Origin of the sequence: Psychrobacter okhotskensis (assembly GCF_013248965.1) — a bacterium.
Classification (GTDB): domain Bacteria; phylum Pseudomonadota; class Gammaproteobacteria; order Pseudomonadales; family Moraxellaceae; genus Psychrobacter; species Psychrobacter okhotskensis.
In genome coordinates this window covers 93,526-120,270 of record NZ_JABRVQ010000009.1, presented here as the reverse complement: position 1 = coordinate 120,270, position 26,745 = coordinate 93,526, and the positions used below count along the sequence as shown (strand labels likewise).

General features: G+C 41.4%; 23 protein-coding genes. 19 read left to right on the top strand and 4 right to left on the bottom strand.

The features are described from left to right. Positions 1-99, bottom strand: a 99-nt coding sequence (locus HQR03_RS14370) for a helix-turn-helix domain-containing protein (protein WP_418889567.1), incomplete at its 3' end; no start/stop codon positions are given. 184 nt (positions 100-283) lie between these two features. Here HQR03_RS14370 and HQR03_RS06550 point away from each other — a divergent pair. The 3 genes from HQR03_RS06550 to HQR03_RS06540 all read left to right on the top strand — a co-directional run bounded on the left by HQR03_RS06550 (position 284) and on the right by HQR03_RS06540 (position 6,348). Then, complete coding sequence (locus HQR03_RS06550; RefSeq protein WP_173239595.1) at positions 284-1,285, top strand: hypothetical protein; 1,002 nt, start codon at positions 284-286, stop codon at positions 1,283-1,285. Positions 1,286-1,365: 80 nt separating this feature from the next. Continuing rightward, positions 1,366-5,130, top strand: coding sequence for a CDP-glycerol glycerophosphotransferase family protein (locus HQR03_RS06545; RefSeq protein ID WP_173239594.1), 3,765 nt, complete (start codon positions 1,366-1,368; stop codon positions 5,128-5,130). A gap of 114 nt (positions 5,131-5,244) precedes the next feature. Further along, positions 5,245-6,348 (top strand): Stealth CR1 domain-containing protein, encoded by a 1,104-nt coding sequence (locus tag HQR03_RS06540; protein WP_173239593.1) that lies wholly within the window; start codon positions 5,245-5,247, stop codon positions 6,346-6,348. Between the two features lie 23 nt (positions 6,349-6,371). On the opposite strand, the gene HQR03_RS06535 is transcribed toward HQR03_RS06540, so the two are convergent. Next, positions 6,372-7,355 carry a capsular polysaccharide export protein, LipB/KpsS family gene (locus HQR03_RS06535; RefSeq protein ID WP_173239592.1) on the bottom strand — a complete coding sequence of 328 codons (984 nt, stop codon included), beginning with the start codon at positions 7,353-7,355 and terminating at the stop codon, positions 6,372-6,374. A 161-nt stretch (positions 7,356-7,516) separates the two neighbouring features. Here HQR03_RS06535 and galE point away from each other — a divergent pair, with 161 nt between their 5' ends. The 4 genes from galE to HQR03_RS06515 all read left to right on the top strand — a co-directional run bounded on the left by galE (position 7,517) and on the right by HQR03_RS06515 (position 12,626). Then, a complete protein-coding gene (gene galE, locus HQR03_RS06530; protein ID WP_173239591.1) occupies positions 7,517-8,548 on the top strand; it encodes a UDP-glucose 4-epimerase GalE in 1,032 nt (343 codons plus the stop codon). A 53-nt stretch (positions 8,549-8,601) separates the two neighbouring features. Continuing rightward, the gene (locus HQR03_RS06525; protein ID WP_173239590.1) at positions 8,602-9,486 is read left to right on the top strand and encodes a UTP--glucose-1-phosphate uridylyltransferase; all 885 of its coding nucleotides are present in this window, start codon (positions 8,602-8,604) and stop codon (positions 9,484-9,486) included. A 3-nt stretch (positions 9,487-9,489) separates the two neighbouring features. Continuing rightward, positions 9,490-11,157, top strand: a complete 1,668-nt coding sequence (gene pgi / locus HQR03_RS06520) for a glucose-6-phosphate isomerase (protein WP_173239589.1) — start codon at positions 9,490-9,492, stop codon at positions 11,155-11,157. Between the two features lie 101 nt (positions 11,158-11,258). Next, the gene (locus HQR03_RS06515; RefSeq protein ID WP_418889566.1) at positions 11,259-12,626 is read left to right on the top strand and encodes a UDP-glucose/GDP-mannose dehydrogenase family protein; all 1,368 of its coding nucleotides are present in this window, start codon (positions 11,259-11,261) and stop codon (positions 12,624-12,626) included. 222 nt (positions 12,627-12,848) lie between these two features. Here HQR03_RS06515 and HQR03_RS06510 read toward each other — a convergent pair whose 3' ends face one another. Continuing rightward, positions 12,849-14,330: a phosphohexomutase domain-containing protein gene (locus HQR03_RS06510; protein ID WP_217271553.1), complete on the bottom strand. Its 1,482-nt coding sequence runs from the start codon at positions 14,328-14,330 to the stop codon at positions 12,849-12,851. A gap of 156 nt (positions 14,331-14,486) precedes the next feature. Here HQR03_RS06510 and mazG point away from each other — a divergent pair, with 156 nt between their 5' ends. The 8 genes from mazG to yjgA all read left to right on the top strand — a co-directional run bounded on the left by mazG (position 14,487) and on the right by yjgA (position 22,468). Further along, on the top strand, positions 14,487-15,383 hold the full coding sequence (mazG, locus tag HQR03_RS06505) for a nucleoside triphosphate pyrophosphohydrolase (protein ID WP_173239587.1): 897 nt from the start codon (positions 14,487-14,489) through the stop codon (positions 15,381-15,383). After that, positions 15,380-15,772 carry a ComEA family DNA-binding protein gene (locus HQR03_RS06500; protein WP_173239586.1) on the top strand — a complete coding sequence of 131 codons (393 nt, stop codon included), beginning with the start codon at positions 15,380-15,382 and terminating at the stop codon, positions 15,770-15,772. The genes mazG and HQR03_RS06500 overlap by 4 nt, the downstream gene beginning before the upstream one ends. A gap of 166 nt (positions 15,773-15,938) precedes the next feature. Beyond that, positions 15,939-18,257, top strand: coding sequence for a polynucleotide adenylyltransferase PcnB (gene pcnB, locus HQR03_RS06495; RefSeq protein ID WP_173239585.1), 2,319 nt, complete (start codon positions 15,939-15,941; stop codon positions 18,255-18,257). 67 nt (positions 18,258-18,324) lie between these two features. Then, positions 18,325-18,891, top strand: a complete 567-nt coding sequence (gene folK / locus HQR03_RS06490; protein WP_173239584.1) for a 2-amino-4-hydroxy-6-hydroxymethyldihydropteridine diphosphokinase — start codon at positions 18,325-18,327, stop codon at positions 18,889-18,891. 205 nt (positions 18,892-19,096) lie between these two features. Further along, positions 19,097-19,897, top strand: a complete 801-nt coding sequence (gene panB / locus HQR03_RS06485; RefSeq protein WP_173239583.1) for a 3-methyl-2-oxobutanoate hydroxymethyltransferase — start codon at positions 19,097-19,099, stop codon at positions 19,895-19,897. Between the two features lie 64 nt (positions 19,898-19,961). Then, positions 19,962-20,861: a pantoate--beta-alanine ligase gene (gene panC / locus HQR03_RS06480; RefSeq protein WP_173239582.1), complete on the top strand. Its 900-nt coding sequence runs from the start codon at positions 19,962-19,964 to the stop codon at positions 20,859-20,861. Between the two features lie 118 nt (positions 20,862-20,979). Beyond that, entirely contained in the window at positions 20,980-21,903 is a 924-nt protein-coding gene (rapZ, locus tag HQR03_RS06475) for an RNase adapter RapZ (RefSeq protein ID WP_037024744.1), read from the top strand. Between the two features lie 52 nt (positions 21,904-21,955). Next, positions 21,956-22,468 (top strand): ribosome biogenesis factor YjgA, encoded by a 513-nt coding sequence (yjgA, locus tag HQR03_RS06470; RefSeq protein WP_101212158.1) that lies wholly within the window; start codon positions 21,956-21,958, stop codon positions 22,466-22,468. A gap of 162 nt (positions 22,469-22,630) precedes the next feature. Here yjgA and HQR03_RS06465 read toward each other — a convergent pair whose 3' ends face one another. Further along, on the bottom strand, positions 22,631-23,251 hold the full coding sequence (locus HQR03_RS06465; RefSeq protein WP_173239581.1) for a thiol:disulfide interchange protein DsbA/DsbL: 621 nt from the start codon (positions 23,249-23,251) through the stop codon (positions 22,631-22,633). A 429-nt stretch (positions 23,252-23,680) separates the two neighbouring features. On the opposite strand from HQR03_RS06465, the gene ubiG reads away from it, so the two are divergent. From ubiG to HQR03_RS06445, 4 genes are all read left to right on the top strand, one after another. Then, entirely contained in the window at positions 23,681-24,553 is an 873-nt protein-coding gene (ubiG, locus tag HQR03_RS06460) for a bifunctional 2-polyprenyl-6-hydroxyphenol methylase/3-demethylubiquinol 3-O-methyltransferase UbiG (RefSeq protein ID WP_025651120.1), read from the top strand. 71 nt (positions 24,554-24,624) lie between these two features. Beyond that, a complete protein-coding gene (locus tag HQR03_RS06455) occupies positions 24,625-25,335 on the top strand; it encodes an HAD family hydrolase (RefSeq protein ID WP_025651119.1) in 711 nt (236 codons plus the stop codon). Positions 25,336-25,496: 161 nt separating this feature from the next. After that, positions 25,497-26,333, top strand: a complete 837-nt coding sequence (locus tag HQR03_RS06450; protein WP_217271552.1) for a YciK family oxidoreductase — start codon at positions 25,497-25,499, stop codon at positions 26,331-26,333. A 138-nt stretch (positions 26,334-26,471) separates the two neighbouring features. After that, a complete protein-coding gene (locus HQR03_RS06445; RefSeq protein ID WP_101212161.1) occupies positions 26,472-26,738 on the top strand; it encodes a DksA/TraR family C4-type zinc finger protein in 267 nt (88 codons plus the stop codon). The last annotated feature ends 7 nt before the right edge of the window (positions 26,739-26,745 follow it).

Sequence of the window (26,745 nt, the reverse complement as noted above, 5' to 3'; positions counted from 1 at the left end):
GCCAATAATTCTAGCTATTTCACTCATGCCTTTTTTAGCTTGCAATAGCGCTGATATTTGATATCTTTGCTCTTGGGTAAGATGTGTATAGTGTTTCATAACGTTCTGATATGTAGGAGTTGAAGTTTGAAATGCAACACGGCACATCTTACTCTTCAACTCATTCTTTTAAAACGTTGCACTTCTTATTTGAATCTAGGATGCATTAGATAACTGTCCTTGTGATGTAATATGGATTAATGATGACTTTGAAGAAATGTATACTTATTACCTATGTGTAAATATGGATTTTAAAATAGAAGACAGTATTTCAGAGTTTATAAAATTAAAAGTAAAAGAGAAAAATTTAATATTATCCAATATGACAGTAACAGGTTTTTCTAAAGGAGGTTCTGCTGCGCTTTATTATGGGTTGAAATTAAATATAAGTAATATACTTGTAACAGTGCCACAAATTTATATTGGAAGTTATATAAACAAAAATTGGCATAGAACCGCTCTACATATGATGGGTGCTGATTATTCATCAGTAGACATACAGTTTATTAACAATTTACTACCAAGACTGTTGAAGAGTGATACCGAGTTAGAAAAAAACATATACTTAATAACTTCCGAGGCGGATAACCAATATAAGGAACATTTAGAGCCTAACTTGAACGATTTAATGAAATATAAAAATTTTAACCTAATTAAAAGTTATTCTTTGTTCGTAAGAGAACATAATCAGGTCACTAGTCATCATACTTCATTGGTTCTAAGTATCTTATATGCTTTAGCTTCGGACGCAATACCAAGGTTTAACGATGGGAATGTTAATTTTTTCGGTTCTCAACCTATAAAAAAATCTAAAGCAAGCCTTAATCCTATAATAGATTTAAAAATTATAAATATCCAAAATGATAAGTTGTTTATTGAAGGCGTTGGTATAGTTGAAGGCGTGGATGTTGAGGATTATCAAGATATAAATTATGAGTTAATATTTAAAGGAAAATCTAATTTCATAAAAAAATTAGCAAAAGCTCATAGGCCTAACCTAACAAGAGGTTACTTTAAAAAAGAAATAGTTATTTATGATAAGTGTTGGTTCAGTACATATCAGCATTTAGGTTTAGATGTCTCTGATTTAACAGAAGGTTCCTATGAGCTTTATATTAAAATAAAGGTCAAGGGTAGTGAAGTTATAACAAAAATGACCTCTTCAGTAAAAATTGAATATTCTGATAATAATTTTAGCTTTAATTCCGATTTTAAAGGTAATGTATTTATAGTTAAGAGAAAATAAATTGATAAAATAAACTTTTAGGTATGTAACTAAGGTTAACAGTTATAGAAAATACTTCATAACTATATTAGGAAAAAATAATGTTAGATAGTAAGAATAGCAAATTATATCGAAAAATGAGAAAGTTAAAAAAAGATCCAAAAGTGTTTATTGAGGATTCTTTAAAAAAACGTAAATCTCAAATATCAAAATTAATTCCTCAAAAAAAAGAGAGTGAAAATAGCTTTACGATAATATCAGCTGTATATAACGTTGAAAAATACTTGAATGATTATTTTGAGAGTCTCATAAACCAAACCATAGAGTTTGAAAGGAGTATCCAAATCATCCTAGTTGATGATGGTTCTACTGATAATTCTGCATATATTATAAAAAAATGGCAGGAAAAATATCCTAAAAATATAATATATTTGCATAAAGAGAATGGAGGTCAAGCATCTGCTCGAAATCTAGGCCTTTCACATGCAAAATTTAATTGGATAACTTTTATAGATCCTGATGATTTTATATCTCTGTCTTATTTTGAATTAATAAATAATAAAATAGTTAGTAATACGAGTATTAATATGCTTGTTACTAATCTTGTTTTTTATAATGAAGGTCAAGTTAATATAAAAGATTCCCATCCGCTTAGATTTAGATTTAAAAATGAAGCTCCTATACCAGCTAGTGAGCTTGATAATAATATAAACCTTTCAGCTTCTGCAACAATATTTAAGTTAGATGATATTAAAAATAATGATTTAAGATTTAACTCGAGTATTAAACCTAATTTTGAAGATGGTAAGTTTATAGCGGATTATTTACTAAATATAAATGAGGGAAAAGTATTATTTGTAGAGGAATCTGTATATTTCTATCGTAAAAGAGAAGATGGCACGTCAACTTTAGACACATCATGGAGCAAAAAAGAACGCTACTACGATGTTTTTGTACATGGTTTTATTCCAATGTTAAAAATGTATAAGGAACAGTTGGGTTTTATACCTAAAAATATACAGAAAACAGCTTTATATGATATGAGTTGGTATGTTCAATATTTAATCAATAGTCCTGAAAGACTAGGCTTTTTGGATGAAAACCAAAGGCAAGAATTCTACCAATTATTTTTAAAAGTATTTGAATATATAGACGAAAGTACAATATTAAGCTTTAATATGGCAGGTGTTTGGTTTTTTCAGAAAGTTGGTATGATGGGTGCTTTCAAAAATAAAAATACACCTTTTAAGATTGCTTATATAACTGATATCGATAAAGAGAAAAAGCAAATATTAGTCAATACGTTTATGCATAATGAAGGTGTTTTATCGTTTAGAATTAATAAAAAGGATGTTATCCCTACTTATCATAAAACGATAATTCACAGTTTTAATGATAGACCTTTTGTTTATGAATCACGCAGTTGGATATCATATGATAGTTATAATGATAAATTTGATGCTTTTATTGATACACAAAGACCGAGTCTGTCTCTTAAAAACCGTCATTTTAAAAATGGTATAGACATACGTAGTGTGAAAGAAGCTTTTACTCCTTCAAAAAAATATATATCTGATGGCAGTTGGCTTTTAATGGACAGAGAAACTAAAGCAGATGATAATGCTGAGCATTTATATAGGTACCTTAGAGATAAGCATCCTGAAAGAGTCTATTATTTTGCATTGCGAAGTGATTCAGGAGATTGGACGCGTTTAAAGCAAGATGGATTTAATTTAGTTGATTTTGGTACAGAGAGTTTTGAGCTACATCTTCGTAAATCTTCTAAAATTATAAGTAGTCATTTAGAAAAACATATTAATGATTATTTTGGTGATCAATACGAATACAGTAAGCAGTTTATATTCCTGCAACACGGTGTGACAAAAGATGATCTATCTTCTTGGATTAACTCTAAAAAGAATATTCAACTTTTAATTACTACTACATTTCCTGAATATAATTCTTTTGTAGATAAAGATAGTAGTTATAAGCTGACTGAAAAGGAAGTCGTTCTAACTGGCTTTCCTAGACATGATAGCTTATTAGTGAGTAATAGCCGAGATAGCAAAATCATATTAATTATGCCTACTTGGCGTAATAATATTGTAGGTCAAATAACAGGTATTGGAAGTAATACTCGCACAATTAATAAATATTTTATGCAGACGAATTATGCTAAACATTGGCATAGTCTTGTGCACAGCAAGGAGCTACGAAATTTAGTCGAAATATATAACTATCAAGTCATTTTTGCCCCTCATGCCAATATTGAGCCATATGTATCAATGTTTGAATTGCCTAGCTACATCGATGTATGGCAATCTAGTACAGCTGAGATGAGTATGCAGCAACTCTTTCAACAATCAAAACTAATGATCACAGATTATTCTTCAGTAGCATTTGAGATGGGCCTGTTGAGTAAGACTACCCTCTACTATCAGTTTGATAAAGATGAAGTGTTCTCTGGTAGTCATACTTACCAAAAAGGTTATTTCGATTATGAAAAAGATGGTTTTGGTCCAGTTGTTACTACTGAAGAGGAGTTATTAAAAAATTTAGAGGTTGTTCTGAAGAATAATGGAGAGCCATTAGAACCATACGCCACTAGAATACAAGATACGTTTGCCTATCGAGATACCAATAACTGCGAACGTGTTTATCAAGCTATTATGGCGTTAGATCAACCAGAAACTAAAGAGCTAGACCTTGACATACTTTATGATATGACTGTTTCTGCCAACGATAACGAAGTATGGGACTTGGCAGAGTCACGTAGTCTGCTACTTATCGAACATGGTGACGAAGCTCAGATAGGAGAGGCGCAGGAAGTCTTGAATAAAGCTCTATTTAATCAAAATAAATTTACGGAACTCTTTACCGCATTAGAATCGGATAATAGAAGTCAAGATGAGATCAATTATTGGAAAGCAAAGGTAGCGTATGCGACTACCAACTGGCAAGAGGTAATTAATCTGTCGAGCTCTATGAGAGCATTAGATGAAGAGCTTAAATTTATGCTACTGTTTAGCTATGCTAAAACAGGCAAAATTACTGAGTTTGAAAAACTTAAAAAAGAGATACAAGAAAACCAATTAAATGAAGCACAGTCTCTTATAGTACAAGCTTGGTCTTTACGTCTTTATAAGCAGTGGCAAGCCATTATTGATCTGTTAAAAAATGAGCTGTCAAAATTCGATCTCGAAAATCTGATAGAGTACCAACCAGAAACTTTAATGGCACAGGCTTATCGTCATCTATCGGACTTTGAGCAAGCGCATCAGCAATTAGCTAGTTTTGAGCGTCATACAAAAAATAATCCAAGGTGTCGAATAGAAATCGCTCGTCTGGCTTATTCTAGAGATAACTACGATAAATGTATTGCTCAATATAATGCAACGGTAAATGGTGATATTGGTATTTTGCCCCAAACAGCAATACAGAAATATATACTATCTCTCTGGGGCATGGGTAATTTTGATTCATTGATGGAGCTGTTGCCAGAAATGATAAGTATGTACCCTCACAATGATGAGTTTAGATTGACATATGTAAGGGTGCTAGCGGAGAGATCACAGTGGCAAGAACTGCTTGAACAGGCATCTACGCTTATACAAGAAAGTAAGGAAAAACTCGTCTATCCACTAACATTAGCTAGATATAGACTGGGCCTAATTGATGAAGCTTACGAAAATGCTGTAAAACCTACTATAGAGCATTCTTATGAGTATTGGCGTTTGGTAGCAGAGATTGCTTTATTGCTAGAAGATACTGACTTGGCTAAATATTGTTACAAGGGTATGATAGCCATATATCCAGCATACGATAGCTCATATAATTGGAGCCGATTCGATAGTCTGAAATGTTAGTCCAGTTTGAAAGTGTGTGAATAAAAAAGCTAGGCGTACGCCTAGCTTTTTTATTCAAAAGATTAATGTCTGCTAGTAGATAGTCAAAGAAATATATGAAAGGATATTTTTACAATGAAGTTACACAAGCGTAAGTTTAAAAAGCTGAAAAACAATCCAGGAGTTTTCTTTAGGGATTATTTTAATAAGCGTTATCCTGTTACTAATACTGAGCTTGGAGTAGATGAGGCAGTTGAAACTGCCTTTGTAGAGTATTCTAATATCAATACTGTCGATATACCTCAGGATATGATTATAGACGTTGTATTCACTTGGGTAGATAATACTGATAAAACGTGGCAAGAGAAGTATGAGTATTATGAGGCTAACAGTAAACGTGGAAATATCGGTCAGTATGCTACTGATAGGGCACGTTTTGATAATCATAATGAGCTATTTTATTCAGTCAAAGCAGTCAAGAAATATTTACCTTGGGTTAGAAACATATATATTATTACCGACAACCAATTACCAAGCTGGCTAAATAAAGTAAAAGGAGTTACTGTAGTCGATCATACCGAGATTATCGACTCTCAATATTTACCTACTTTTAATTCGCATGTGATAGAAGCCTTTCTTTATCGTATTCCTAACTTGTCAGAAGATTTCATCTACTTTAACGATGATGTTTTCGTCGCAAAAGAGTTACCTAAAGAGCACTTTTTCTCAGCAAATAATATCAGCTCATTATTTGTCTCAACTAAGAATTTATATGATATGCAGCGCAAAGGAGTGGAAACGCCTACGCTTAAGGCTTCATTAAGAAGTATTGAGTTACTTAAAAGACATTATCCGTATAATATTAAGAATCCGCTTGTCCATACCTATTTTCCATTAAAAAAATCAGGATATGAAAAAACATGGCAACTGTTTGAAAAAGAAATAAAAGCCTTTTTACCTAATCGGTTCCGTGGTCATAATGATCTTAATATGGCCTCTTTTTTAGTACCTTGGCTATTGTACTGCGAATCTAAAGCTATTGAAAAGGTTGATATTTGTTACTATTTTAATATACGCTCAAGACATGCTGTTACTCGCTATGAAAAACTATTAAAGTTAAAAAAACAAAATGCTTCACCACATTCGTTTTGCGCCAATGATTTTAAAAGTGAGGGGGCAAATAAACTCCCTGACTATCAGGAGCGTTTGATGACTATGTTGGAGCGTTATTATAAATAATCCTTTCTTTACATAAGTAACTGCTATTTGTCCAAATAGTAATTATAGTTATTTATGGCATAGAACGCTGTTTGTTTGCTTGTTTGTTTTAGTTCTGATGTATCTGAGCACAAATCTTTATAGAAAGGACTTCCCAATACCGTAACTGCTTTGCCTCTTAGCAAAGCCTCAAACCCACCCAGTGACGTAATCGTATATACGTGATCGATGGTCTCTAATGCATCGACCAAATGAATAGACTGGGTAAGGATAAGACAATCTAACTCAGTGAGTGCGCTGACAACAGAGGGGTCATTAAGCGTCATTGGGTGTGGTTTTACGATAATCTGTGCAGCAGGGTTTTCTTCAATAGCTTTATTGACCACATCAAGCAGCGTAACACCAATACCACCACCGTATTTTAATGAGTCATCATGGGACACTTGGCCTAATACTAAAATTCGCTTTTTACTTTTTTCGCCATATATCGGTGAGACATCGACATAAGGCTGATGATTGTATTTGCTCACGCGATGCGCGACGTAATAATCGAGCATCTCTTGTGCTAGTGTCTCATCATAGCCATCCTGCTCAAAATCAAAGTTTGCTATGAGATCAGTCAAATCGTTTGGACGCGTGGTATCAAAGTAGGGCGCTTGACTGTCCATCACGATAGATAATGGCGGCGCACCACTTTCATCATCAGGGCCAGAACGAATAAATCCATCTTCTACAAAGAAGATATCTAGACCTTGCTCGCGTATATACTCAATAAAATAATCAGGTGCTTTATAACCCCAGATATAAATAACTGGATTAACGCGATTGATAAATGGCTTCAACCACAGCTCAAAGTAGCATTGATTGAAGTGCCGTTGTATTTGGATATGTGACGACTCTAATACCCAGCCACCGACCAAATCCTGCCATGGCAGCATACCGACGACTAACGCTAAACGCTGGTTTGGCTGCCGATACTGTTTATAATAGCCTAATAATAGTGGCTTGATGTAAGTGCTAAATTTCATAATATGGTGGCTGGCTTAGTTTAATAGCGAAAGGGCAGATAGTCATGATTGGGGCATTTACGTTGGCAATGTTTTGTGGTTCCCAGTATAGTTGCATTTACGAGTAAAAACGAATACCTACTTCGAAAAATAATTGCTTCGAAAAACAATGAGACGTTATTATGAAAAATAAAATATTAGTCACAGGTGGTGCTGGATATATTGGTTCGCACACTTGTATAGCTTTACATCAAGCAGGCTACGACATAGTGGTATACGACAATCTATCCAATAGTAGCCGCGAAGCAGTAAATCGTGTCTCTAGTCTTATCGGTCAGCCCATTGAGTTTATCGAAGGCGATATTCGCGATGCTGAGTCACTTAGACAAGTATTTGCAGAGCATCAGTTTTTTGGTGTGATTCATTTTGCGGGGTTAAAGGCGGTTGGTGAATCCGTTGCGCAACCTCTAAAGTATTACGACAATAACGTTAGTGGTACGATTACCTTACTAGAGGTCATGGCAGAGTACGATGTCAAAAATCTTGTTTTTTCATCGTCAGCAACGGTTTATGGTGACCCTGAAAGGCTGCCTATTGACGAGAATTCACCGCGTTCTTGTACCAATCCTTATGGGCAAAGTAAACTGACGGTCGAGCATATTCTAGAAGACTTAGCGGTATCCGATGAAAGCTGGAATCTCATCCCTTTGAGATATTTTAATCCGGTAGGTGCACATCCTTCAGGGCAGATTGGCGAAGACCCCAATGATATCCCAAATAACTTAATGCCTTATATTTCTCAAGTAGCCGTCGGTAAGCTTGAAAAACTCAGTATCTTTGGTAATGACTATTCAACTGTCGATGGTACTGGTGTTCGTGATTTTATTCATGTTACTGATCTGGCTCAAGGCCATGTTGCCGCACTTAGTTACTTAGAGCAGCAAGCAGTTCCAGTAGGATTTTTACCAATTAATCTTGGTACCGGTAAAGGTACTTCGGTTTTAGAGTTGGTCACTGCTTTTTCTGAAGTATCTGGGGAAGATATTCCTTATCAGTTTGCAGACCGCCGCGCTGGTGATATTGCCAGCTGCTATGCCAGTGCTGATAAAGCGAAAGATCTGTTAAAGTGGCAAGCTGAATTATCAATTACTGAGATGTGCCAAGACACGTGGCGTTGGCAGAGTATGAATCCGAACGGCTATAACGCCACTTAGATTTTATAAAATATTCTTTTTTAATCTTTCCTTTTTAAGACAGTTTAAACATTATGACAAAAATTACCCACGCCGTTATTCCCGTCGCAGGCTTTGGTACCCGTATGCTACCGCTATCTAAATCCGTGCCCAAAGAGCTGTTACCACTTGGTAATCGCCCCGCTATTCATTATGTGGTTGAAGAGGCGATAGCAGCCGGTATCAAACATATTGTTTTGGTCGGGCATGCACAAAAAAGCGCGATTGAAAACTACTTTGATATCAATGCTGAATTGGATAATCAATTGCGTGCTAAAGATAAAGACGCGTTAGCCGATAGCTTAAACTGGTTACCAGACGATGTAACGGTGTCTATGATACGTCAAGGTAAACCGCTAGGTTTGGGACATGCGGTACTCGCTGCGCGCCCCGTTATTGGTGAGCATGATTTTGCCGTATTATTGCCCGACGTGGTACTCGATCCTTTTACGGGTGATATGACTGCTGATAACTTAGCTTTTATGATTGATGCTTTTGCTAAAGACAGTCATTCACAGATATTGGTAGATAAAGTGGCGGATGAAGACGTGCATAAATACGGTATCGCCCAATTACATGAAGCGTTTAGTGATGCAAGCGATATCGATGATAAAACAGAGGTTAATGCTAGCTTTAAAGTCGCTGGCTTTGTAGAAAAACCTAGCTTAGCAGATGCACCTTCACGCTTAGCAGTGGTTGGTCGTTATGTGTTTAGCAATCAAATCTTTGATTATTTGGTAAATACCAAAGCGTCGGTTGGCGGTGAGATTCAGCTGACCGATGCGATTGATGCGCTGATTAGCGAATACGGGGTCAATGTGACGACCATGCGCGGCGATAGTTATGATGCAGGCGATATGCGCTCATATATGCAGGCTTTTATCTATTTTGCCCAGCAGCAATTAGCAGAAGATGAATAGCTGATGGCTGAGATAAAGGACGATAAGCGTTATAGCAGTGCTCGCAGCTCTCAATATTGGCAGCAGTTGCAAAGTCTGGCTAAGCAGCCGTGGTCATTGGCAGCTTTGTTTGCGCAAGATGATGAGCGTGCGACGCGTTTTAGCAGGCAAGCGGGTGCGCTATATATGGACTATAGCAAGCAGTGTATTGACGAGACAGTATTAGCTAATCTGTTGAGTCTTGCTACTAGTTGTGATTTATCGGCTCGTATTAAAGCGCTATTACAAGGCGCGATGGTCAATACCAGTGAAGCGCGTGCCGCCTTGCATACAGCGCTACGTCTCCCAGAAACAGCAACGCTACAGCTTGATGGTCAAGATGTCGTCGCGGATGTGCATCAGAGTCTTTCGCAAGTAGCCAGATTATCTGAGCGTGTCCGTAGTGGTACATGGCGCGGGTTTTCGGGTAAGGCGATTACTGATGTGGTGAATATTGGCGTTGGTGGCTCTGATCTTGGGCCACTGATGGCGACTGCGGCGCTCGATGAATGGGCGGATACCGATATTGAAGTACATTTCGTCTCAAACATGGATGGTACTCAGCTTGATAACTTGCTGAAGCACTTAAACCCTGAAACGACTTTGTTTATTATCTCATCTAAATCCTTCGGTACTATTGATACCTTATCTAATGCTAAGACGGCATTGTCATGGTTGCTTGCCACCGCCAAGCTGCGCGCTGGTACGGAAGACAGTGTGTTACGTCGCCACTTTATTGGTATATCTGCTAATAGTGAAAAAATGAGTGCTTGGGGTATTCATCCTGAGCATCAGCTGCAGCTTTGGGAATGGGTCGGTGGTCGCTTTTCTTTATGGTCGGCGATTGGTCTTGCTATTGCCATTCGTATCGGTATGGCAGGGTTTAAAGCGTTATTAGCGGGTGCGCATAGTATGGATGAGCACTTTGCACAGGCCGATTTTGCAGAAAACTTGCCAGTATTATTAGGCTTGCTTGCTGTTTGGAACAGTACTTTTTTACAGGTAAATGCTCATACCGTATTGCCTTATGATGGTCGTCTCAGCTATTTGCCAAGCTACCTAACCCAGCTTGAGATGGAGAGTAATGGTAAGTCGGTCACTCAGCACGGTGATCATATTGATTATGATACTTGTCCGATTCTGTGGGGCGAGATTGGCTCTAACGCGCAGCATGCTTTTTATCAGTTGCTACATCAAGGTACACAGCAGGTATCGTGTGACTTTATTGCTTGTGTGCGCCGTTATAGTGGTCAATCGCAAAACGCGCCATTACAGCAGCAGCATGAGCTGTCGCTAGCCAATTGTTTGGCACAAAGCCGAGTATTGGCCTTTGGTAATGCAGCGCTCCAAGAGTCCGAGGTGCAAGTAGCGTCTGCTGCGGAAAAATATAAATACTACCGTGGCAATCAGCCGTCAACCACGCTACTGATCGACGAGCTAACGCCGCATAGCTTAGGGGCTTTGGTTGCGCTCTATGAACACAAGGTCTATGTCATGGCCAGCATTTGGGATATTAACCCGTTTGATCAGTGGGGTGTCGAGATGGGCAAGCAAATGGCAGAGTCCGTGCATCAAGCCATGCAGAAAGAAACCGAGGGTCAATTTGATACCTCTACCGATCAGCTGCTACAACACATTAGACAGTTGTCTTAATACGACTGCCGATAGTAATAAAGTCAAAAGGATAGTTCATGAGCGCTGATTCTATAAACGATAATACGCCTAAATATACGCATGCATTTACAGCACAACGTATGAGAAGCAAGCCAGTTTGTGTACTTGTTGGCCATAGTATTGAAGCCATTACCAGTGCGGTAGTGCTGGCAAGCTTAGGTCAGCGCGTGCATCTTTATGCAGATATTGAGCTATTGACGCAGCAAATAAAACAGTATGGCTTTGAGCATCATTTGCAAGCGCTATGGCAGATGTATGAGCAGCAGCAGGTTATTAGCAGTCAAGCATTACCAGATAGCGCCGACACGTTGATTCATTACTATGAAAGGGCAAATTTTAGTGATAGTCGTCATATCAATGAGAGCAATGAGGACAGTGAACGTGGCGAAGCAAGCAACGTTGCACTTTATTGGTTGTTTTTAGACAGTATCAAGCCAGTATGGGCAGAAGACAATTGGATTACTGCATTCAATCACAGTCATCAGCAGTCGCTACCTGTGCTAATGAGCGGTATTGAAAAACTAGGAGTTGTCTCAGCACTGGCTCAGCGTTTGCAGCGTGCATGGGTCTACTATGTGCCGTTTGTATTTTTGCAGGACGGTGATGCTTATAGCTCGATGCTGAACCCTTCATTGTGGTTGCTTGGTGAAAAAACCGCCAACAGTAGCCACCATCTAAATATACTGCAGCCTTTAATGCAGCACGCACGCGCCGCCCATCACGCTGATATCGCAACCATAGAGTTTGCCCGTAGCAGTATTATGGCGATGCTGGCGACGCGAGTGAGTTTTATGAATGAGATGTCACGCTTGGCGGACAGTCAACAGGTCGATATCAAACAAGTCAGTCGTATCATGGGGCTAGACGCGCGCGTTGGTAGCAGTTATCTGCAAGCGGGTTGGGGATTTGGCGGTAACACTCTACCGACTGAGCTTGCTAAGTTGCAGCAGTCTAGCCAAACGCACAGTTTAGATATGCCACTGTTGCAGTCAGTCATGCACATCAACGAAGACCAAAAAGAGCTGATATTCCGTAAATTTTGGCAATATTTTGATGGTTTTATCGATAATAAAACGGTGATGGTTTGGGGCGGTAGTTATAAATCAGGATCGGGACGTACCGCAGGCTCAGCCATACATCCATTACTAGCATTGCTGTGGTCTTATAATATTCGTACTTTGGTCTATAGCGATAAAGCTCAAGATGAGCTTGCCGCGCTTTATCAGCAGCAACCATTACTTAAATTAATGGCTGATCCTTATGGTCAAATCGATGATGCTCAGGCTATCTTTATTGTCAGTTGGTCGCCACGAGATCAGCTAGATATTGCCAAAATCAATCAGCAAGCGATGCCAATATTTGATGCGCAAAATGCACTGACACGCTCGCAGATAGATAGTTTAGTGGGTGACTATTTGGGTATTGGTCGGTCTAAATATAGTCAGTGAAAAGTAATATTGATACATGACGCACTACTGATACCAATTTTTCTTGCTGGCTGTGCCTACGCAGACAGAGGCGACAAAAAATTGATATCAGCAATACCGTCGCGTTTTTAGGGTATTTTGACTATAGCGCTATTCAAGTTTTTCTGTTATTTAAAAAGCTCGTTGATAATTATCAGCTAGCTTTTTTTTGGCTTTAATTAGGGCGTATTAAATCGTATTCGTTTACGCTGGTACAGCACCTTGCACCGCTAGCCACTGCTGAATCTCTCGAGTTTTAATCGTTAGCAATTCTTTATCACCACGACTTTCGATATTAAGCCTGATTAGTGGCTCGGTATTGGAGGTACGTAGATTAAAGCGCCACTCATCAAAGTTTAGGCTTAAGCCATCAAGCAGCGACTTGCTTGGGTTCTTAACGCTAAACTTATCCTCGATAGCGCTAATGATAGTTGGCGCATCATTTGTGGTGAGACGAAAATTAAGCTCGCCCGAGCTGGGATAAGCTGCAATATAGCCAGTGACCAACTCAGACAGCGTCTTACCCGTGATGGATAATAGCTCAATCGTTAGCAGCCACGGAATCATACCGCTATCGCAGTAGAAGAAGTCGCGGAAATAATGATGGGCGGACATCTCACCGCCATAGACCGCGCCAGAGTCACGCATCACTTGCTTAATAAATGAATGTCCAGACTTACTGATAACCGCCTTGCCGTTATGTTCTTTAATCACCGCTTCAGTGTTATATATCACGCGAGGATCATAGACGATTGACTCGTTTGGGTGTTTATTTAAAAAGGCTTGCGCGAGCATTCCAACGATGTAGCTACCATCGATAAATTCACCATGTTCATCGAATAAAAAGCAGCGGTCAAAATCGCCATCAAAGGCAATACCAAGATCGGCTTTGTTTTTCAAAACGGCTTGCTGAGTCGCTACTCTGTTGGCTTCAATCATAGGATTGGGGATGCCATTGGGGAAGCTGCCGTCTGGCGTATGATGCAGTTTAATCACTTCAATGGGTGCGCCTGCTTGTGCCAGCTTGTCAATTAATAAATCAACCACGGGGCCTGCACTACCATTGCCTGAGTTAATAACCAGTTTCAGCGGTTTTAATTTATCGGTATCTATAAAGCTGATGACGTGATTAACATAAGCACTTTTATCATTCAATAATTGCAACGTTCCTGATTGGTTTTCAGTGGTAAATTGCCCAGATTCTGCCAATGCTTGAATCTCTGCTAAACCATCATCGGCGCTAATGGGTTTTGAATGTTCTTTGACCAGTTTTAAGCCATTATAATTGATAGGATTATGACTGGCAGTGACTTCGATGCCGCCTAATGCTTGATAGTGACTGGTGGCAAAATACACTTCTTCGGTACCGCTCATGCCTAAATCAATGACATCAACACCCGCATCTAGCATACCTTTGATGGTCGCTTGTTTTAATTGCTCGCTTGAATGGCGAATATCGCTACCGATAACAATGGCAGGTTTTAAGTTTTTTAGTTCAGTTGTGGCATCTACGGCGTGATAACGCTGAGATGAAATCTGCGCAAAGGCGCGACCAATACGGTAAGCAATGGCTTCATTCAGATTTACCCCAAGCTCACCGCGAATATCATAGGCTTTAAATGAATCGATAATAATAGGATTGAATTCAGTCGCTGGCTGGTAGTTAGTGGTCGCAGACGTAGACATAATGATAAAATTCCTTGCGCGTGAGCGGTGGTAAAATAATAAATTAGATAGCACAATTATAGGCTATTAAGCGTTCAATGCTACACTAATGACTAAATCGTTATGAAGTTAACGTGATTCTATTCCATAACAACGATAAGTATAAGAGCACCCTTTATGAGTATCATAGAAAACAAAATCGCAGCACCCGAACCTGTGCAAGGCACGCCAAAAGCAAGCGGGCAGCTTGATGATTTGTTGACACTGATGGCAAGATTGCGCGCCGACTGTCCATGGGATAAAAAGCAAAGCAATCATAGCCTCATTCCTTATGCTATCGAAGAAGCTTATGAGCTCGGCGAAGCGGTACAAAGCGATGATGATGAAGATATCAAAGGCGAGCTTGGTGATGTGCTGCTGCAAGTGGTTTTTCATTGCCAGATGTACGCGGAGCAAGGGCGCTTTGATATGGGCGATGTCATTACTACTTTACAAGAAAAGTTGATTCGCCGTCATCCGCATGTGTTTGAGGCTGAAAGTCTTGAAGATGACGTGGCGGTAAAAGCTCGTTGGGATGAGATTAAGGCAGAGGAGCAGCAAGCGCGCGAGGCACGTGGTAAACCCAAACGTCGTCTAGACAATACCAAAGCGGGCAGTGCGCTCATGCAGGCGCAGGATGTACAAAAGCAGGCATCAAAACTTGGATTTGATTGGGAAGGCGTAGCAGGAGCGTTTGAAAAACTTGAGGAAGAAATTAGTGAGTTAAAGGCTGAACTGACAGAGAACTCTAAAACAGATAAGTCTAAAGAAGCTGATAAATATGACATAAGCAAAGCCAATATTAGAGAGATTGAAAAAGAGCTGGGCGATTGCATGTTTGCGCTGGTCAACGTGGCGCGTAAATTGAACCTTGATGCTGAGACAGCGACCCTTACTTGTGTGCATAAATTCAAATCACGTTTTGGCTATATTGAGGAGCATTTGGCTGCGGCTGGCAAGCGTTTAGAAGACAGCGATATAACAGAAATGGATGCATTATGGGAAGCGGCGAAACGATATGAACGATCGTCATGAACGCTTATCATAAAGTCTCGTTTGCTGGGTTTACCAGTTTGAACAGCTTAATATCTAGCGCTGCTTGTTGTCTAGCCTTGATTATCCTGACTTTTAGCAATGCACACGCCGCGCCCTGTTTTGATAATCCACAAAGCGCTTATGCGTACCTTTTAGCACAAGAGAATGCTAAAACTCAAGCGCGCGATCAATCTACCGTCAATATCAATCGTGCTAGTGAAGGTGAGCTCGTTTCATTAAACGGGATTGGTAGTAGTAAAGCCCAAGCGATTATTTTATATCGCGACATGTTTGGCGATTTTAAGAGCGTTGATGGGTTAGCAAAGGTTAAAGGTATTGGCGTAAAAACGATTGAGAAAAATCGAGCCCGTTTACGCGTGCAAGATTAATAGCATTATTTTGCATTAATTAATCCCAATATTGACAAAATAGCACGTAACTAAATGTCATAACGCACCTACCACGCGCAAAATTTGTTAAACTAGCAGTTACATCCGCCTGATAAACGCTGTGTTGATCAGGGGTGGTTAAAGAATACCGGCGAGGAGTAGATGCATGGCCGAGCGTGCCGCCAAGCAGTTAGAACTGAATAAATCTGAATTACCCAATTCCATTACTGAAGTAATTGCCACCTTAACCCGAGCAGGGTTTGACGCCTATATCGTCGGCGGCGGTGTGCGTGACACTTTATTGGGTTTGCGCCCAAAAGACTTTGACGCTGTCACTGATGCCAAGCCGCATGAGATCAAAGACGTCTTTGGTAAGCGCTGCCGCATTATCGGTCGCCGCTTTCAGTTGGCGCATGTGTATTCAGGTCGTGAGCTGATCGAAGTCGCTACCTTTCGTGGTCCGCCCACCAGCAGTGGTACCACCAATCAAGACGGTATGATTCTGCGTGATAACGTTTGGGGCGATATCCAACAAGACTTCTCTCGTCGTGATTTTTCGATCAATGCGCTTTATTATCAGCCACTAAAAGGTGTGGTGCATGATTTTTGCGGTGCGCTTGAAGACATTGATAATAGAATCATTCGCCTATTAGGCCATGCGCCCGTTCGTATCGAAGAAGATCCGGTAAGACTATTGCGGGCGTTACGTTTTAAAGCCAAGCTCGGTTTTGAGTTTGATGACGAGTTAGCCGATCAGTTTCATGATGGTAACTGGGCGCTGCTTGAGCAAATATCACCGCATCGCCTCTATGATGAAACGCAAAAGATGTTTACCGGTGGTTATTTGGTGCCATTATTACCGCTATTATTTGAGTCGGGCGCGATTGATAGTTTAATTATTTATCCGCCTTCTGAGCCTAGCGCTTTAGTGAAACAAGTGGCCATTAATACTGACAAACGCATTGCAGCGGGCAAAAGTATCAATCCAGCATTTTTCTATGCAGCCATATTATGGGAAAACTATCTGCATCAGTTAGAAAAAGCTAAAAAGCGCAATATGCCATTTGCTGAAGCGCAGATGCATGCGGCTGGCAAGGTCATTGACCGTCAACGTATTAAAACCGCTATTCCTAAATTTGCTGAGCAATTTATCCGTGATATTTGGATATTGCAGCCAAAACTTGCAGCCCCGCGTAGCAAGCAAATTGTCCAGCTCTCTGAGCATCCTCGCTTCCGTGCAGGCTTTGACTTTTTATTATTGCGTGAGCAGTGCGGTGATGCTGAGCATCCATTATCAGAATCGACCAACGACATGGGCGACTGGTGGCAAACTTATCAAACCTTGTCTGTATCAGAGCAGGAACAAGCGATTGATGAGTTTGATGAAAATATTCGTCGCGGCGCCTATAAAAAAGGGCAGCGTGGTGGACGCGGACGTAATCGTCAAAAGCCAGAATCAAATACAGCCGATGAGTCGGTATCTAATCAACAAAACACTAAGCGTAGCAAAGCCAATGGCAGGACTGAAAAGCATGGCACTGAAAAAAATGGCAATGAGCAGAACATGGTGAACGATGCGTCAAATATCCCATCACGTCGTCGCCGGGCCGCCAGCCAGTCTACAGATGCTAAGCAATCTGACAGCAGTAAAGACACAGGTTATAACGCGCAGCAGGTCAAACAAGACAGTAATGAGCTTGCTCAGCTACAGCAGTTGTCTCTTGCTAGTAGCGGTAACCAAGCGGCAAATAAGCGCCATCATTCCAAGCCTGCGCCATTGTTTGTGATCGAGCATGAAAAAGTCGTGCCGCCATTACAAAAGCAGCTAGCAAGTGCTGATAAGCCTAAGCCTCGTCAAGAGTCCGTGCAGAAAAAAGCAGTGATGTCGAGTCCAACAGCTGAGAAAGATCTACCTAGTCAGAATGCTAATTTTGATAGTAAAGCTGATCGCTCAAATAAGGCTCAGCAACCTAAGGATAAACAACCAGAGGTTACGTCACCCGCAGCCAATAGTTATCCGACCCGTTCAGTGGCAAGGTCACCGGCGCTAGTCAGTATGAATAACGAGCCGATACCGCATAAGCGTCGTCGCCGTGAGCCTACGGTAGACGTTGATAATAGTGCAAGCACGGCAGAAAAGTCGCCAACTAGCGATAACGGACAAAATGCTAAGCAATACGCGAAGAAAGCGCCTAAGCCAGCTGCTCAACCTGCTAGTAATGCTAATACTAAAGCTGAGAAAACGGTAGAGCATGTAGAAGCTTCGCCAGAAAACAAGACAGGAACTAATAAAGCGACTACGCCTGCGAAAGCTAAGAGATCAGCTAAAACGACAGGGTCAAAGTCTGCCAATAGCAAGACAGTTACTAGTAAAGCAAATGACAAGGTTAATGGCAATAAGGCAACTGACACTAAAGTAACGGATAATAAAGGCCCTGTACCATCGAAACGCCGTCGTCGTCAGCCCAGTACCGATAATGTCTAGTATTGATAAACGACCTTAACCGATATTGATGATGGTGATGAACCGCAGGTTTTAGAGTAAAGTGCTCATGATAAAAAATCACTTTAATAAAAGTGCTAAGTGTCATAATAAAACACCTGACGAGACGGACAAGGCGACTTGGGTTAGCTGTTATGTGGGCTTAGGTAGCAATCTAACCAATGAATTAGGCTCGCCGGTAGAGCACTTACAGCAGGCATTGCAAGGGTTGCGAGAGCATGAGCAAATACGTGAGGTTCGAGTATCCTCATTTTATGCCTCAGCGCCTATGGGGCCACAAGACCAGCCCGACTTTGTTAATGCTGTCGCTGGTTTTAAGACAATATTGCCGCCTTTTGAGTTGCTTGCATTTTGCCAGCAGCTAGAAGAGCACGCTAAGCGGGCACGCTTACGTCATTGGGGTGAGCGTAGTTTGGACGTTGATATCTTATTGTATGGCGACATACAACTTGCGGAGCCGCAGCTGACCATACCGCACGCTGGACTGCTTGAGCGTAATTTTGTCCTGATACCGCTGCGAGAGCTCGCGCCAAAGCTGACGATTGCAGGAAAACCGATAGACAGCTATCCGCAAAGTCATGATCGGACAGGCTTACAATTATTATCGAGCGACTGATAATGCTTATAATCACAGGCACGATGATGATTAGAAGTGTTGATAATTAAAGATATTGATAATTAGAGACATTGATAATTAGAGACATTGATAATTAGAGACATTGATAATTAAAGATATTGATAATTAGAGACATTGATAATTAAAGATATTGATAATTAGAAACATTGATAAATAAAGGCATTGCAGATTAATTGAGAATCATATGACGACGTTATCTACTTTAAAAAAATTCAAAAGAGAAGGCACCAAGTTTACTTGCTTAACGTGCTATGACTCGATGTTTGCACGCATGATGGACAAGGCGCAGATCGATACTATTTTGATTGGTGATAGCTTGGGTATGGTGGTACAAGGCCACGACTCAACGTTGCCCGTGACCGTTGATGATATGGCTTATCATACAGCCAATATTGCCCGTAGTAATCAGCATGCTCTGATTTTAGCTGACCTACCATTTATGAGTTATGTGACGTTGCCAGAAGCGATCGCTAATAGTCGCAAGTTGATGCAAGCAGGCGCGCATGTCATAAAGATTGAAGGTGGTAGTGAGCTTTGTGATTTGGTCACGACCTTAGCGCAAGCAGGCACGCCTACTTGTGTCCATCTTGGCTTGACTCCGCAATCGGTCAACGTTTTTGGCGGCTATAAAATCCAAGGTCGCGGTGATGAAGCGGCTGATAAATTGTTGGCGGACGCCAAAGCGGTCGTTGCTGCAGGCGCTGCCTTGCTCGTATTAGAATGTGTACCTGCTGAGCTCGCCAAAGCCGTAACAGAAGCGGTTACAGCACCGGTGATTGGCATTGGCGCTGGTGCAGATACGGATGGTCAAGTGTTGGTCATGCATGACATGCTGGGTATGGTGCATGGACGCGTGCCGCGCTTTGTCCATGACTTTTTAACTGATGAGCGTAACAGTGCGCGCAGTATTGAAGGCGCCTTTGCCCTTTATCAGCAGTCAGTACGCGAAGGCAGTTTCCCAACAGAGCAGCACCAATTTAGCTAGTCTGTAGCGCTAGTATTAATAAGTCTTTTGGTTTTTACGATTATCAGTAGAAGAATATTTAACGATGCCAATCATTTATCAGCAGATTTTAGAGTTGCGCGCCGCGCTACAGCCTTATCGTGGTCAAAGAAATGATAAGCCAGATAGCGCTCAGCGTATTGCCTTAGTACCAACGATGGGCAACCTGCATGAAGGTCATCTTGAGCTGGTCAGCATTGCTAAACAGCATGCCGATATCGTGGTGGTAAGTATTTTTGTCAATCCTACCCAGTTTGGGGAAGGAGAGGACTTTGAGAGTTATCCACGCACATTAGATGAAGATGTCGCCAAGCTAGCAACAGTTGGTACGGACTATGTCTTTGCCCCAAGTATCGCTGAGATGTACCCAGTAATGCCGCCACCGACCTCTGTTCTTGCTGGCGGCATTACCACGCAATTATGTGGTCAATCGCGCCCTGGGCACTTTGATGGTGTGGGCATTGTTGTCTCCAAGTTATTTAATATCGTGCAACCTGGTGTGGCAGTATTTGGACAAAAAGATTACCAGCAATTAGCCATCATTAAGCAACTGGTGCGTGATTTAAGCTATCCCATTGAGATTGTTGGTGCGCCTATTGTGCGTGCTGCTGACGGCTTGGCGCTATCTTCGCGCAATCAATACTTGAGCGCAGCTGAGCGAGAAACAGCCCCCGTGCTTCATGCAGAGCTGCAACGTCTAGCACAGCAGTTAATGAGTAATAAACTGAGTATGCCAGAATTTGAAGCGTTACTTGCAGAGACGTCTCAGCGTATTAGTAACGCTGGCTTCAACATTGACTATCTAGAAGTAAAAACAGATGCGCTGAAATCGGTCATTAATGATGCCGAAGTTTTTAATGTGGAAAACGAGAATTTGATTATCCTCGTCGCGGCTTGGCTAGGGCGGGCACGCTTGTTGGACAACCAAGTAGTAACGGTACATTAACCGTTATGACACAGTAATTTGACGGATGCAATGGACAGGGTAACGGATCATGGATGCCAGTAACGATAAAAGCGACAGTAAAAAAAACAGTAAAAGCAACGAGAAAGCAGAGCAGAAAATGCTTGCTGCCCCGAACGATGAGCGGCTAAGTATTTTAGTCGTATCGGGTCGTTCCGGCTCGGGTAAAACGTCTGTATTAAATATCTTAGAAGATTTGGGTTATTATTCTATTGATAATCTACCCTTGTCGTTAGTGCCTGATGCTGCTAAGAAACTGGTCAGCGATAGTGGTATTAAGCGTATCGCCCTTGGTGTGGATATTCGGACGCCGCGCGCTGATTTGTCTAACTTTGCAGCGACCCATGCTATCCTAAAACAGACTTATGGTAAGCAGGCTGTTGAAGTGCTATATGTGACCGCGCAAGAGAGCACTTTGGTCGCACGCTTTAATGCGACGCGCCGTGTCCATCCGTTAATGTCACAAGATATTGACAGTGATAATGCTCGGCATATTGCTTTTAATCTACCGGCCGCGATCAAAAAAGAGGTTGAGCTGTTAGAACCTATTGCCAGCCATGCCGATATCAAAATTGATACTAGTATGCTGAATATCCATCAGCTCAAAGACACACTGCGTGCTTATGTCGGTATGGACAATCAAATTGTCATTAATTTGCTGTCTTTTGGCTTTAAGTACGGTAACCCAGTGGATGCTGACTTTATATTTGATGTTAGGATTTTGCCAAATCCACACTGGAATCCTGAGCTACGCGCCTTGACTGGTCTTGACTCTGAAGTCGACGCATTCTTTGCAGATTATCCAGAAGTGGCTGAGATGACCGATGATCTCGATAAATTTTTAAGTCGTTGGCTGCCCGACTTTTTACACAATAACCGCCATACGGTGACAGTAGCGATTGGCTGCACGGGCGGTAAGCACCGCTCCGTATTTATTACCGATATCTTACAGCGACGTCTGGCTGCTGCAATGCCGCAAGGCGTGAAAGTTGTAGCGAAACATCGCGAAAAAAGTCGTTGGTAGTGATTATCAATGGCTAAAGAATCTATTCATTTTATTATTTTGGAACGCTTTTATGATTGACTGGTCAGAACATGATATGCGCGTCTCGCGCACAGAACTCAAAAAATCCCATGAGCGCTTGCAACAATTATCGATACCCCTCGCCAGCTTGTCGAAAAAACAGCTCAAAAACTTGCCAGCCAGTGATTATTTTATGGCGGAGTTGATGGCATTAGCAGACATTACCAGTGCCAATGCGCGTATTAGACAGACCAAGCGCGTCGGTAAATTGATCAGCGAAGAAAACCGCCATGAATTGGTAAAAGCCTTATTCGACGCTTACTTTCCAAAAGAACAAGTCTCTAAAATAGAAAGCTGGTCTGAACGTCTAAATATCAATGACGAAGGCACGCTAAAGCAGTTTGTCAAACAATATAAAGTCTCTGAGCGTAATAGCCTGTATCAATTATTGCTTTGGATTGAATACGCCAAGCACACGCAGGATGATGAGCTGATGCTGGAGTCTAAAGCAGATTTGGCCAGCTATATCCGCGAAGTGACCATCTTATCGGATTTAAAAGGCTAGTTATTCTATAACTGCTAATAGCACTATCGCGATTATCTGCACAACTGCTGATGACTGTGCTAAAAAATAAGCTTATCAACATTCAAACACAAAAAAGCCAATCGTTAATGATTGGCTTTTTTAGTACAGCGTTAATACGGTTTAATTAAATATAATTAACGCTTATTTTTTCTCAGCGCGTGCTTTATCGACTAAGTAATCAACCACTTTAGGTACTTTGGCATCTTCACCAGTGACGACATATTTGCCTTGTACCACAACGGCTGGTACACCAGACAGCTGATAGCGCTTAGCGCCTGCTTGTGAGCGACCGATTTTGGTACCTACAGCAAATGAGTTATAAAGGCTATTGAATTTCTTTTCATTGACGCCTTGGGCTGCGTACCATTTGCTTAATGAGGCTTGATCAAACAGCTTTTTGCCATCTTTATGAATCGCATCAAAGAGCGCATCATGGGTTTTATTTTCATAGCCTAACAGCTGAGCGGCATAAAAACCACGGGCACTGGCTTCCCAAACAGGGTTGAGCGCTGCTGGAGTTTTGAAGAAAGCCACATCTTTGTCTTTATTTTTTGCCCATTTTTCCATATGAGGATTAAGCGTGTTACAGTGCGGGCAACCATACCAAAAAAACTCACGGACAATGATAGCATCACCGTTGATTTTTTCTGGATTGTCTAGCACGCGATAGTCTTTTCCGGCGACATAATCGGCTGCTTGGGCGCCCATGCTGGCTATTCCAATAGCAAAAGTCAGACCAGTCAATGCAATGACACGTTTCATACTTTTTCCTTGAGGGGTAGAGGCTGAGAGTTTTTAGGATTTTCTATAGGTTTGATAATATAAATGACAAAGCGTCTAGTATAATCAACCTATATCAGAGTACCGACTATAATAACGTAAAACAGGTATGGTTGTGAACCCGATTCTTAACTAACGGTTGTAAAGCTGTGAGCTATTATTTAAGGTATCTTACTTAACAGTACCTATGACTCTTATGACTAAAAATTTTATCATATAACGTTTGCAAAGAGGCTTTTTAGATATCGGTTACCATCAAGTTAGCACTGCGCTATAGACATGATATGTAAGTATTTTCTGCTTTTACTCACAATCGGTGACGATGTACTCACGACAAAACTGGCGCTCGCATGCTAATATTAAGGGTATAATTCTGTACTGTATCCGATAATAACTCTAAAGGAAAACGCTATGAGCTCAGCTTTATCTTCTTCGCCTGCTTTGAATGATCAAGCGAACAGCCGTTTCGATACTGCTAATATTGTTGCTAATGATACTATTTCTAACGATACGGCTGCCACGATAAATGTAGATCCTAGCGAAGTCGACAAGTTCAATAAACTGGCGAGCGAATGGTGGAGTAATACGGGCGCGTTTGCGACCTTGCATGAAATCAACCCACTGCGCCTGAACTGGATAGAAGAAAATGTTAAGCGCGGCTATCAAAATAGCGATGATAGTACAAACGCTAATAAGACTGCAGAGATGGGGTTGACGGGCAAAAAAGTGCTCGATGTCGGTTGCGGCGGTGGCATATTATCTGAATCGATGGCACGTCGCGGTGCTGATGTGACCGGTATCGACCTAGGGACTGAAAACCTAAAGGCGGCGACGATTCATGCAGAGCAAAGTGGTTTAGACAAGACGCTTCGTTATCAGCATATCCCAGTAGAAGATTTGGCCAAAACCCATGCGGGTCAGTTTGATGTGGTGACCTGTATGGAAATGCTTGAGCATGTGCCTGATCCAAGCTCGATTGTGCAAGCTTGTTTTGCCCTATTAGCGCCTGGTGGTGTTTGTGTGCTATCGACGATTAACCGCAATCCTAAGTCATATCTGTTTGCTATCGTGGGCGCCGAATACGTATTGCGTTTACTGGATCGTGGCACCCATGACTATGCCAAATTTATCACGCCTGCTGAGCTTGATAAGATGGCGGTTACTGCTGGATTTACGCGCCAAGATATTACCGGACTACATTATAATCCACTGACTAAGCGCTATTGGCTGGCACAAAATGTCGATGTCAACTATATGATAGCGGTACAAAAACCAATGGCTTAATAGCTTAACTAATTGCCTACTGTCCCATCATTAATGCGCCAAACACCTCACCAATTAAAAGAGTATGCCTTATGAGCCAATTCGTCAAAGCCGTTTTATTTGACCTTGATGGGACGCTAATCGATACCGCTGCCGACTTCGTACGGATTATTGCTAAAATGAGCCGCGAAAATGATTGGCAAGCCCCACCTGAAGCACTTATTCGAGAGCAAGTCTCTGCTGGTGCGTCAGCCATGGTCAAGCTTATGCTGCATCAAAACGGTCAAGACAGTGTCAGCGAAGAAGCTTTACTTGGCTTTCGCCAGCAGTTTTTAGATGATTATGGAGCAGAGATTTGTGTAGACAGCTGTGTATTTAGCGAACTAGAAGAGGTCCTGACCACGCTTGAGAAAAAAGGTGTGCCTTGGGGTATTGTGACCAATAAGCCACGTTATCTAGCAGAGCAGCTGTTACAGAAAATGCAGTTGGATGAGCGCTGTGCTGCCTTGGTCTGTCCTGAAGATGTATCGCGCCCTAAGCCTGATCCAGAGCCGATGTATATGGCATTAGAAAAACTTGGTATCCCTCGCGGCGCTGCTGGTTGCGTGCTCTATGTAGGGGATCATATACGCGATATCGATGCTGGCAATGCCGCTGGTATGTCAACAATTTTGGCCGCTTATGGCTATATTCCGCCGCAAGATCAAAAAAACCTTAAGAAGTGGGGCGCTGATTATATTACGGATACCCCTGAGCAGTTGAATAAGCTATTACTGTCTTCTGGTAAGTTTGAATATTTATAACTAAAACACTTATCAATAAATCAGTCATAAAAAAGCATTTACAACCAAATATCTTATAAATATGTAATCTTAAATATTTGCTCGTAAACGCGCATCTCTGAAAATAAACGCTTTTGAATGCAAATACCTCTAATAATAAATAATACGCAGTGAGTCATACTATGAGTGACAATGTTAAACAGTCAGCGACCGAGCAGAATCATCAAGCAGCCGCGCAAAATCCTAGACAGCCTTTAACGCACGACGATATTCGTCAGTTTGTGCCACCTGTTGACTGTTTAGACGGCAAGACTATCTTGGTCACAGGGGCAGGTGATGGTATTGGGCGCGTCGCCGCTTTAACCTACGCCCGTTATGGTGCTACGGTACTATTATTGGGTCGCACAAGTAGCAAACTTGAATACGTCTATGATGAGATTGAGAGCTTGGGTGGCAAGCAGCCAGCCATGCTACCGATGAATTTAGAAGGCGCAACTTACGCAGATATGCAGCAGTTAGAAGGCCTGATTAATAAAGAAGTGGGTCAGCTCGATGGTATCTTACATAATGCTGGCATGCTTGGACAATTGACGCCGCTTGAGATGTATGACGTCGATACCTTTGCCCAAGTGATGAAGGTCAATTTTACGGCGACTTTTATGCTCACGCAAGCGTTATTACCGCTATTAAAAGATGCTGATCATGGCTCTATCGTCTTTACGTCTAGCACGGTTGGTACCCATCCTCGTGCATTTTGGGGCGCTTATGCACTCTCCAAGCAAGCCGTCGAAGGGATGAATGATATCTTTACTCAAGAGACGCAAAATACCACGAATTTGCGGTTTAACTGTATCAATCCTGGTGGAACGCGTACCAATATGCGCGCTCATGCTTATCCTGGTGAGAACCCTATGTCTCTCAAAACACCTGAGGATATTATGGCAGGTTATGTATGTCTGATGAGTGACGCCAGCATTGGGGTGCGCGGGCAAGTGGTGGATTTACAACCAAAAGATTAGCTAAGCTATGATAACCTGAGAGATATGTTTTAATTGACTTTTAAGCATTGAAAATAGTGTCAATTAGCCCCATCTATTTGTTCTTAAAGACTTTTATCTTATAAGATATTAATAATAATAGACAAAAAGGATAAGATTATGGCTGGTGGTTGGTCAAGAGATGGCGCTGAACACGAACAGATGGATGCAACGGTAAATGATGCGTTAGATCGTGTGCGTAGTGCGATACCTAAAGGTGATAGTGCAGAGTTTTGTGATGAGTGTGGCAATCCTATTCCAGAAGCGCGGCGCCTAGCTTTACCGGGTGTACAGCATTGTGTCAGTTGCCAAAGCGAACTTGAACAAGAGGCGAGAGCAGCTGAGCTGTTTAATCGTCGCGGCAGTAAAGACAGCCAATTGCGCTAATTTGTAA

Coding starts and splice junctions, on each gene's coding strand:
- HQR03_RS06515 (WP_418889566.1), top strand. CDS start 11,259: ATGAGAAGCAAGCCAGTTTGTGTACTTGTTGGCCATAGTATTGAAGCC.
- HQR03_RS06445 (WP_101212161.1), top strand. CDS start 26,472: ATGGCTGGTGGTTGGTCAAGAGATGGCGCTGAACACGAACAGATGGAT.
- HQR03_RS06540 (WP_173239593.1), top strand. CDS start 5,245: ATGAAGTTACACAAGCGTAAGTTTAAAAAGCTGAAAAACAATCCAGGA.
- HQR03_RS06525 (WP_173239590.1), top strand. CDS start 8,602: ATGACAAAAATTACCCACGCCGTTATTCCCGTCGCAGGCTTTGGTACC.
- folK (WP_173239584.1), top strand. CDS start 18,325: ATGATAAAAAATCACTTTAATAAAAGTGCTAAGTGTCATAATAAAACA.
- mazG (WP_173239587.1), top strand. CDS start 14,487: ATGAGTATCATAGAAAACAAAATCGCAGCACCCGAACCTGTGCAAGGC.
- pgi (WP_173239589.1), top strand. CDS start 9,490: ATGGCTGAGATAAAGGACGATAAGCGTTATAGCAGTGCTCGCAGCTCT.
- yjgA (WP_101212158.1), top strand. CDS start 21,956: ATGATTGACTGGTCAGAACATGATATGCGCGTCTCGCGCACAGAACTC.
- HQR03_RS06465 (WP_173239581.1), bottom strand. CDS start 23,251: ATGAAACGTGTCATTGCATTGACTGGTCTGACTTTTGCTATTGGAATA.
- HQR03_RS06535 (WP_173239592.1), bottom strand. CDS start 7,355: ATGAAATTTAGCACTTACATCAAGCCACTATTATTAGGCTATTATAAA.
- pcnB (WP_173239585.1), top strand. CDS start 15,939: ATGGCCGAGCGTGCCGCCAAGCAGTTAGAACTGAATAAATCTGAATTA.
- HQR03_RS06455 (WP_025651119.1), top strand. CDS start 24,625: ATGAGCCAATTCGTCAAAGCCGTTTTATTTGACCTTGATGGGACGCTA.
- HQR03_RS06500 (WP_173239586.1), top strand. CDS start 15,380: ATGAACGCTTATCATAAAGTCTCGTTTGCTGGGTTTACCAGTTTGAAC.
- HQR03_RS06550 (WP_173239595.1), top strand. CDS start 284: ATGGATTTTAAAATAGAAGACAGTATTTCAGAGTTTATAAAATTAAAA.
- rapZ (WP_037024744.1), top strand. CDS start 20,980: ATGCTTGCTGCCCCGAACGATGAGCGGCTAAGTATTTTAGTCGTATCG.
- panB (WP_173239583.1), top strand. CDS start 19,097: ATGACGACGTTATCTACTTTAAAAAAATTCAAAAGAGAAGGCACCAAG.
- panC (WP_173239582.1), top strand. CDS start 19,962: ATGCCAATCATTTATCAGCAGATTTTAGAGTTGCGCGCCGCGCTACAG.
- HQR03_RS06545 (WP_173239594.1), top strand. CDS start 1,366: ATGTTAGATAGTAAGAATAGCAAATTATATCGAAAAATGAGAAAGTTA.
- HQR03_RS06510 (WP_217271553.1), bottom strand. CDS start 14,330: ATGTCTACGTCTGCGACCACTAACTACCAGCCAGCGACTGAATTCAAT.
- HQR03_RS06450 (WP_217271552.1), top strand. CDS start 25,497: ATGAGTGACAATGTTAAACAGTCAGCGACCGAGCAGAATCATCAAGCA.
- galE (WP_173239591.1), top strand. CDS start 7,517: ATGAAAAATAAAATATTAGTCACAGGTGGTGCTGGATATATTGGTTCG.
- ubiG (WP_025651120.1), top strand. CDS start 23,681: ATGAGCTCAGCTTTATCTTCTTCGCCTGCTTTGAATGATCAAGCGAAC.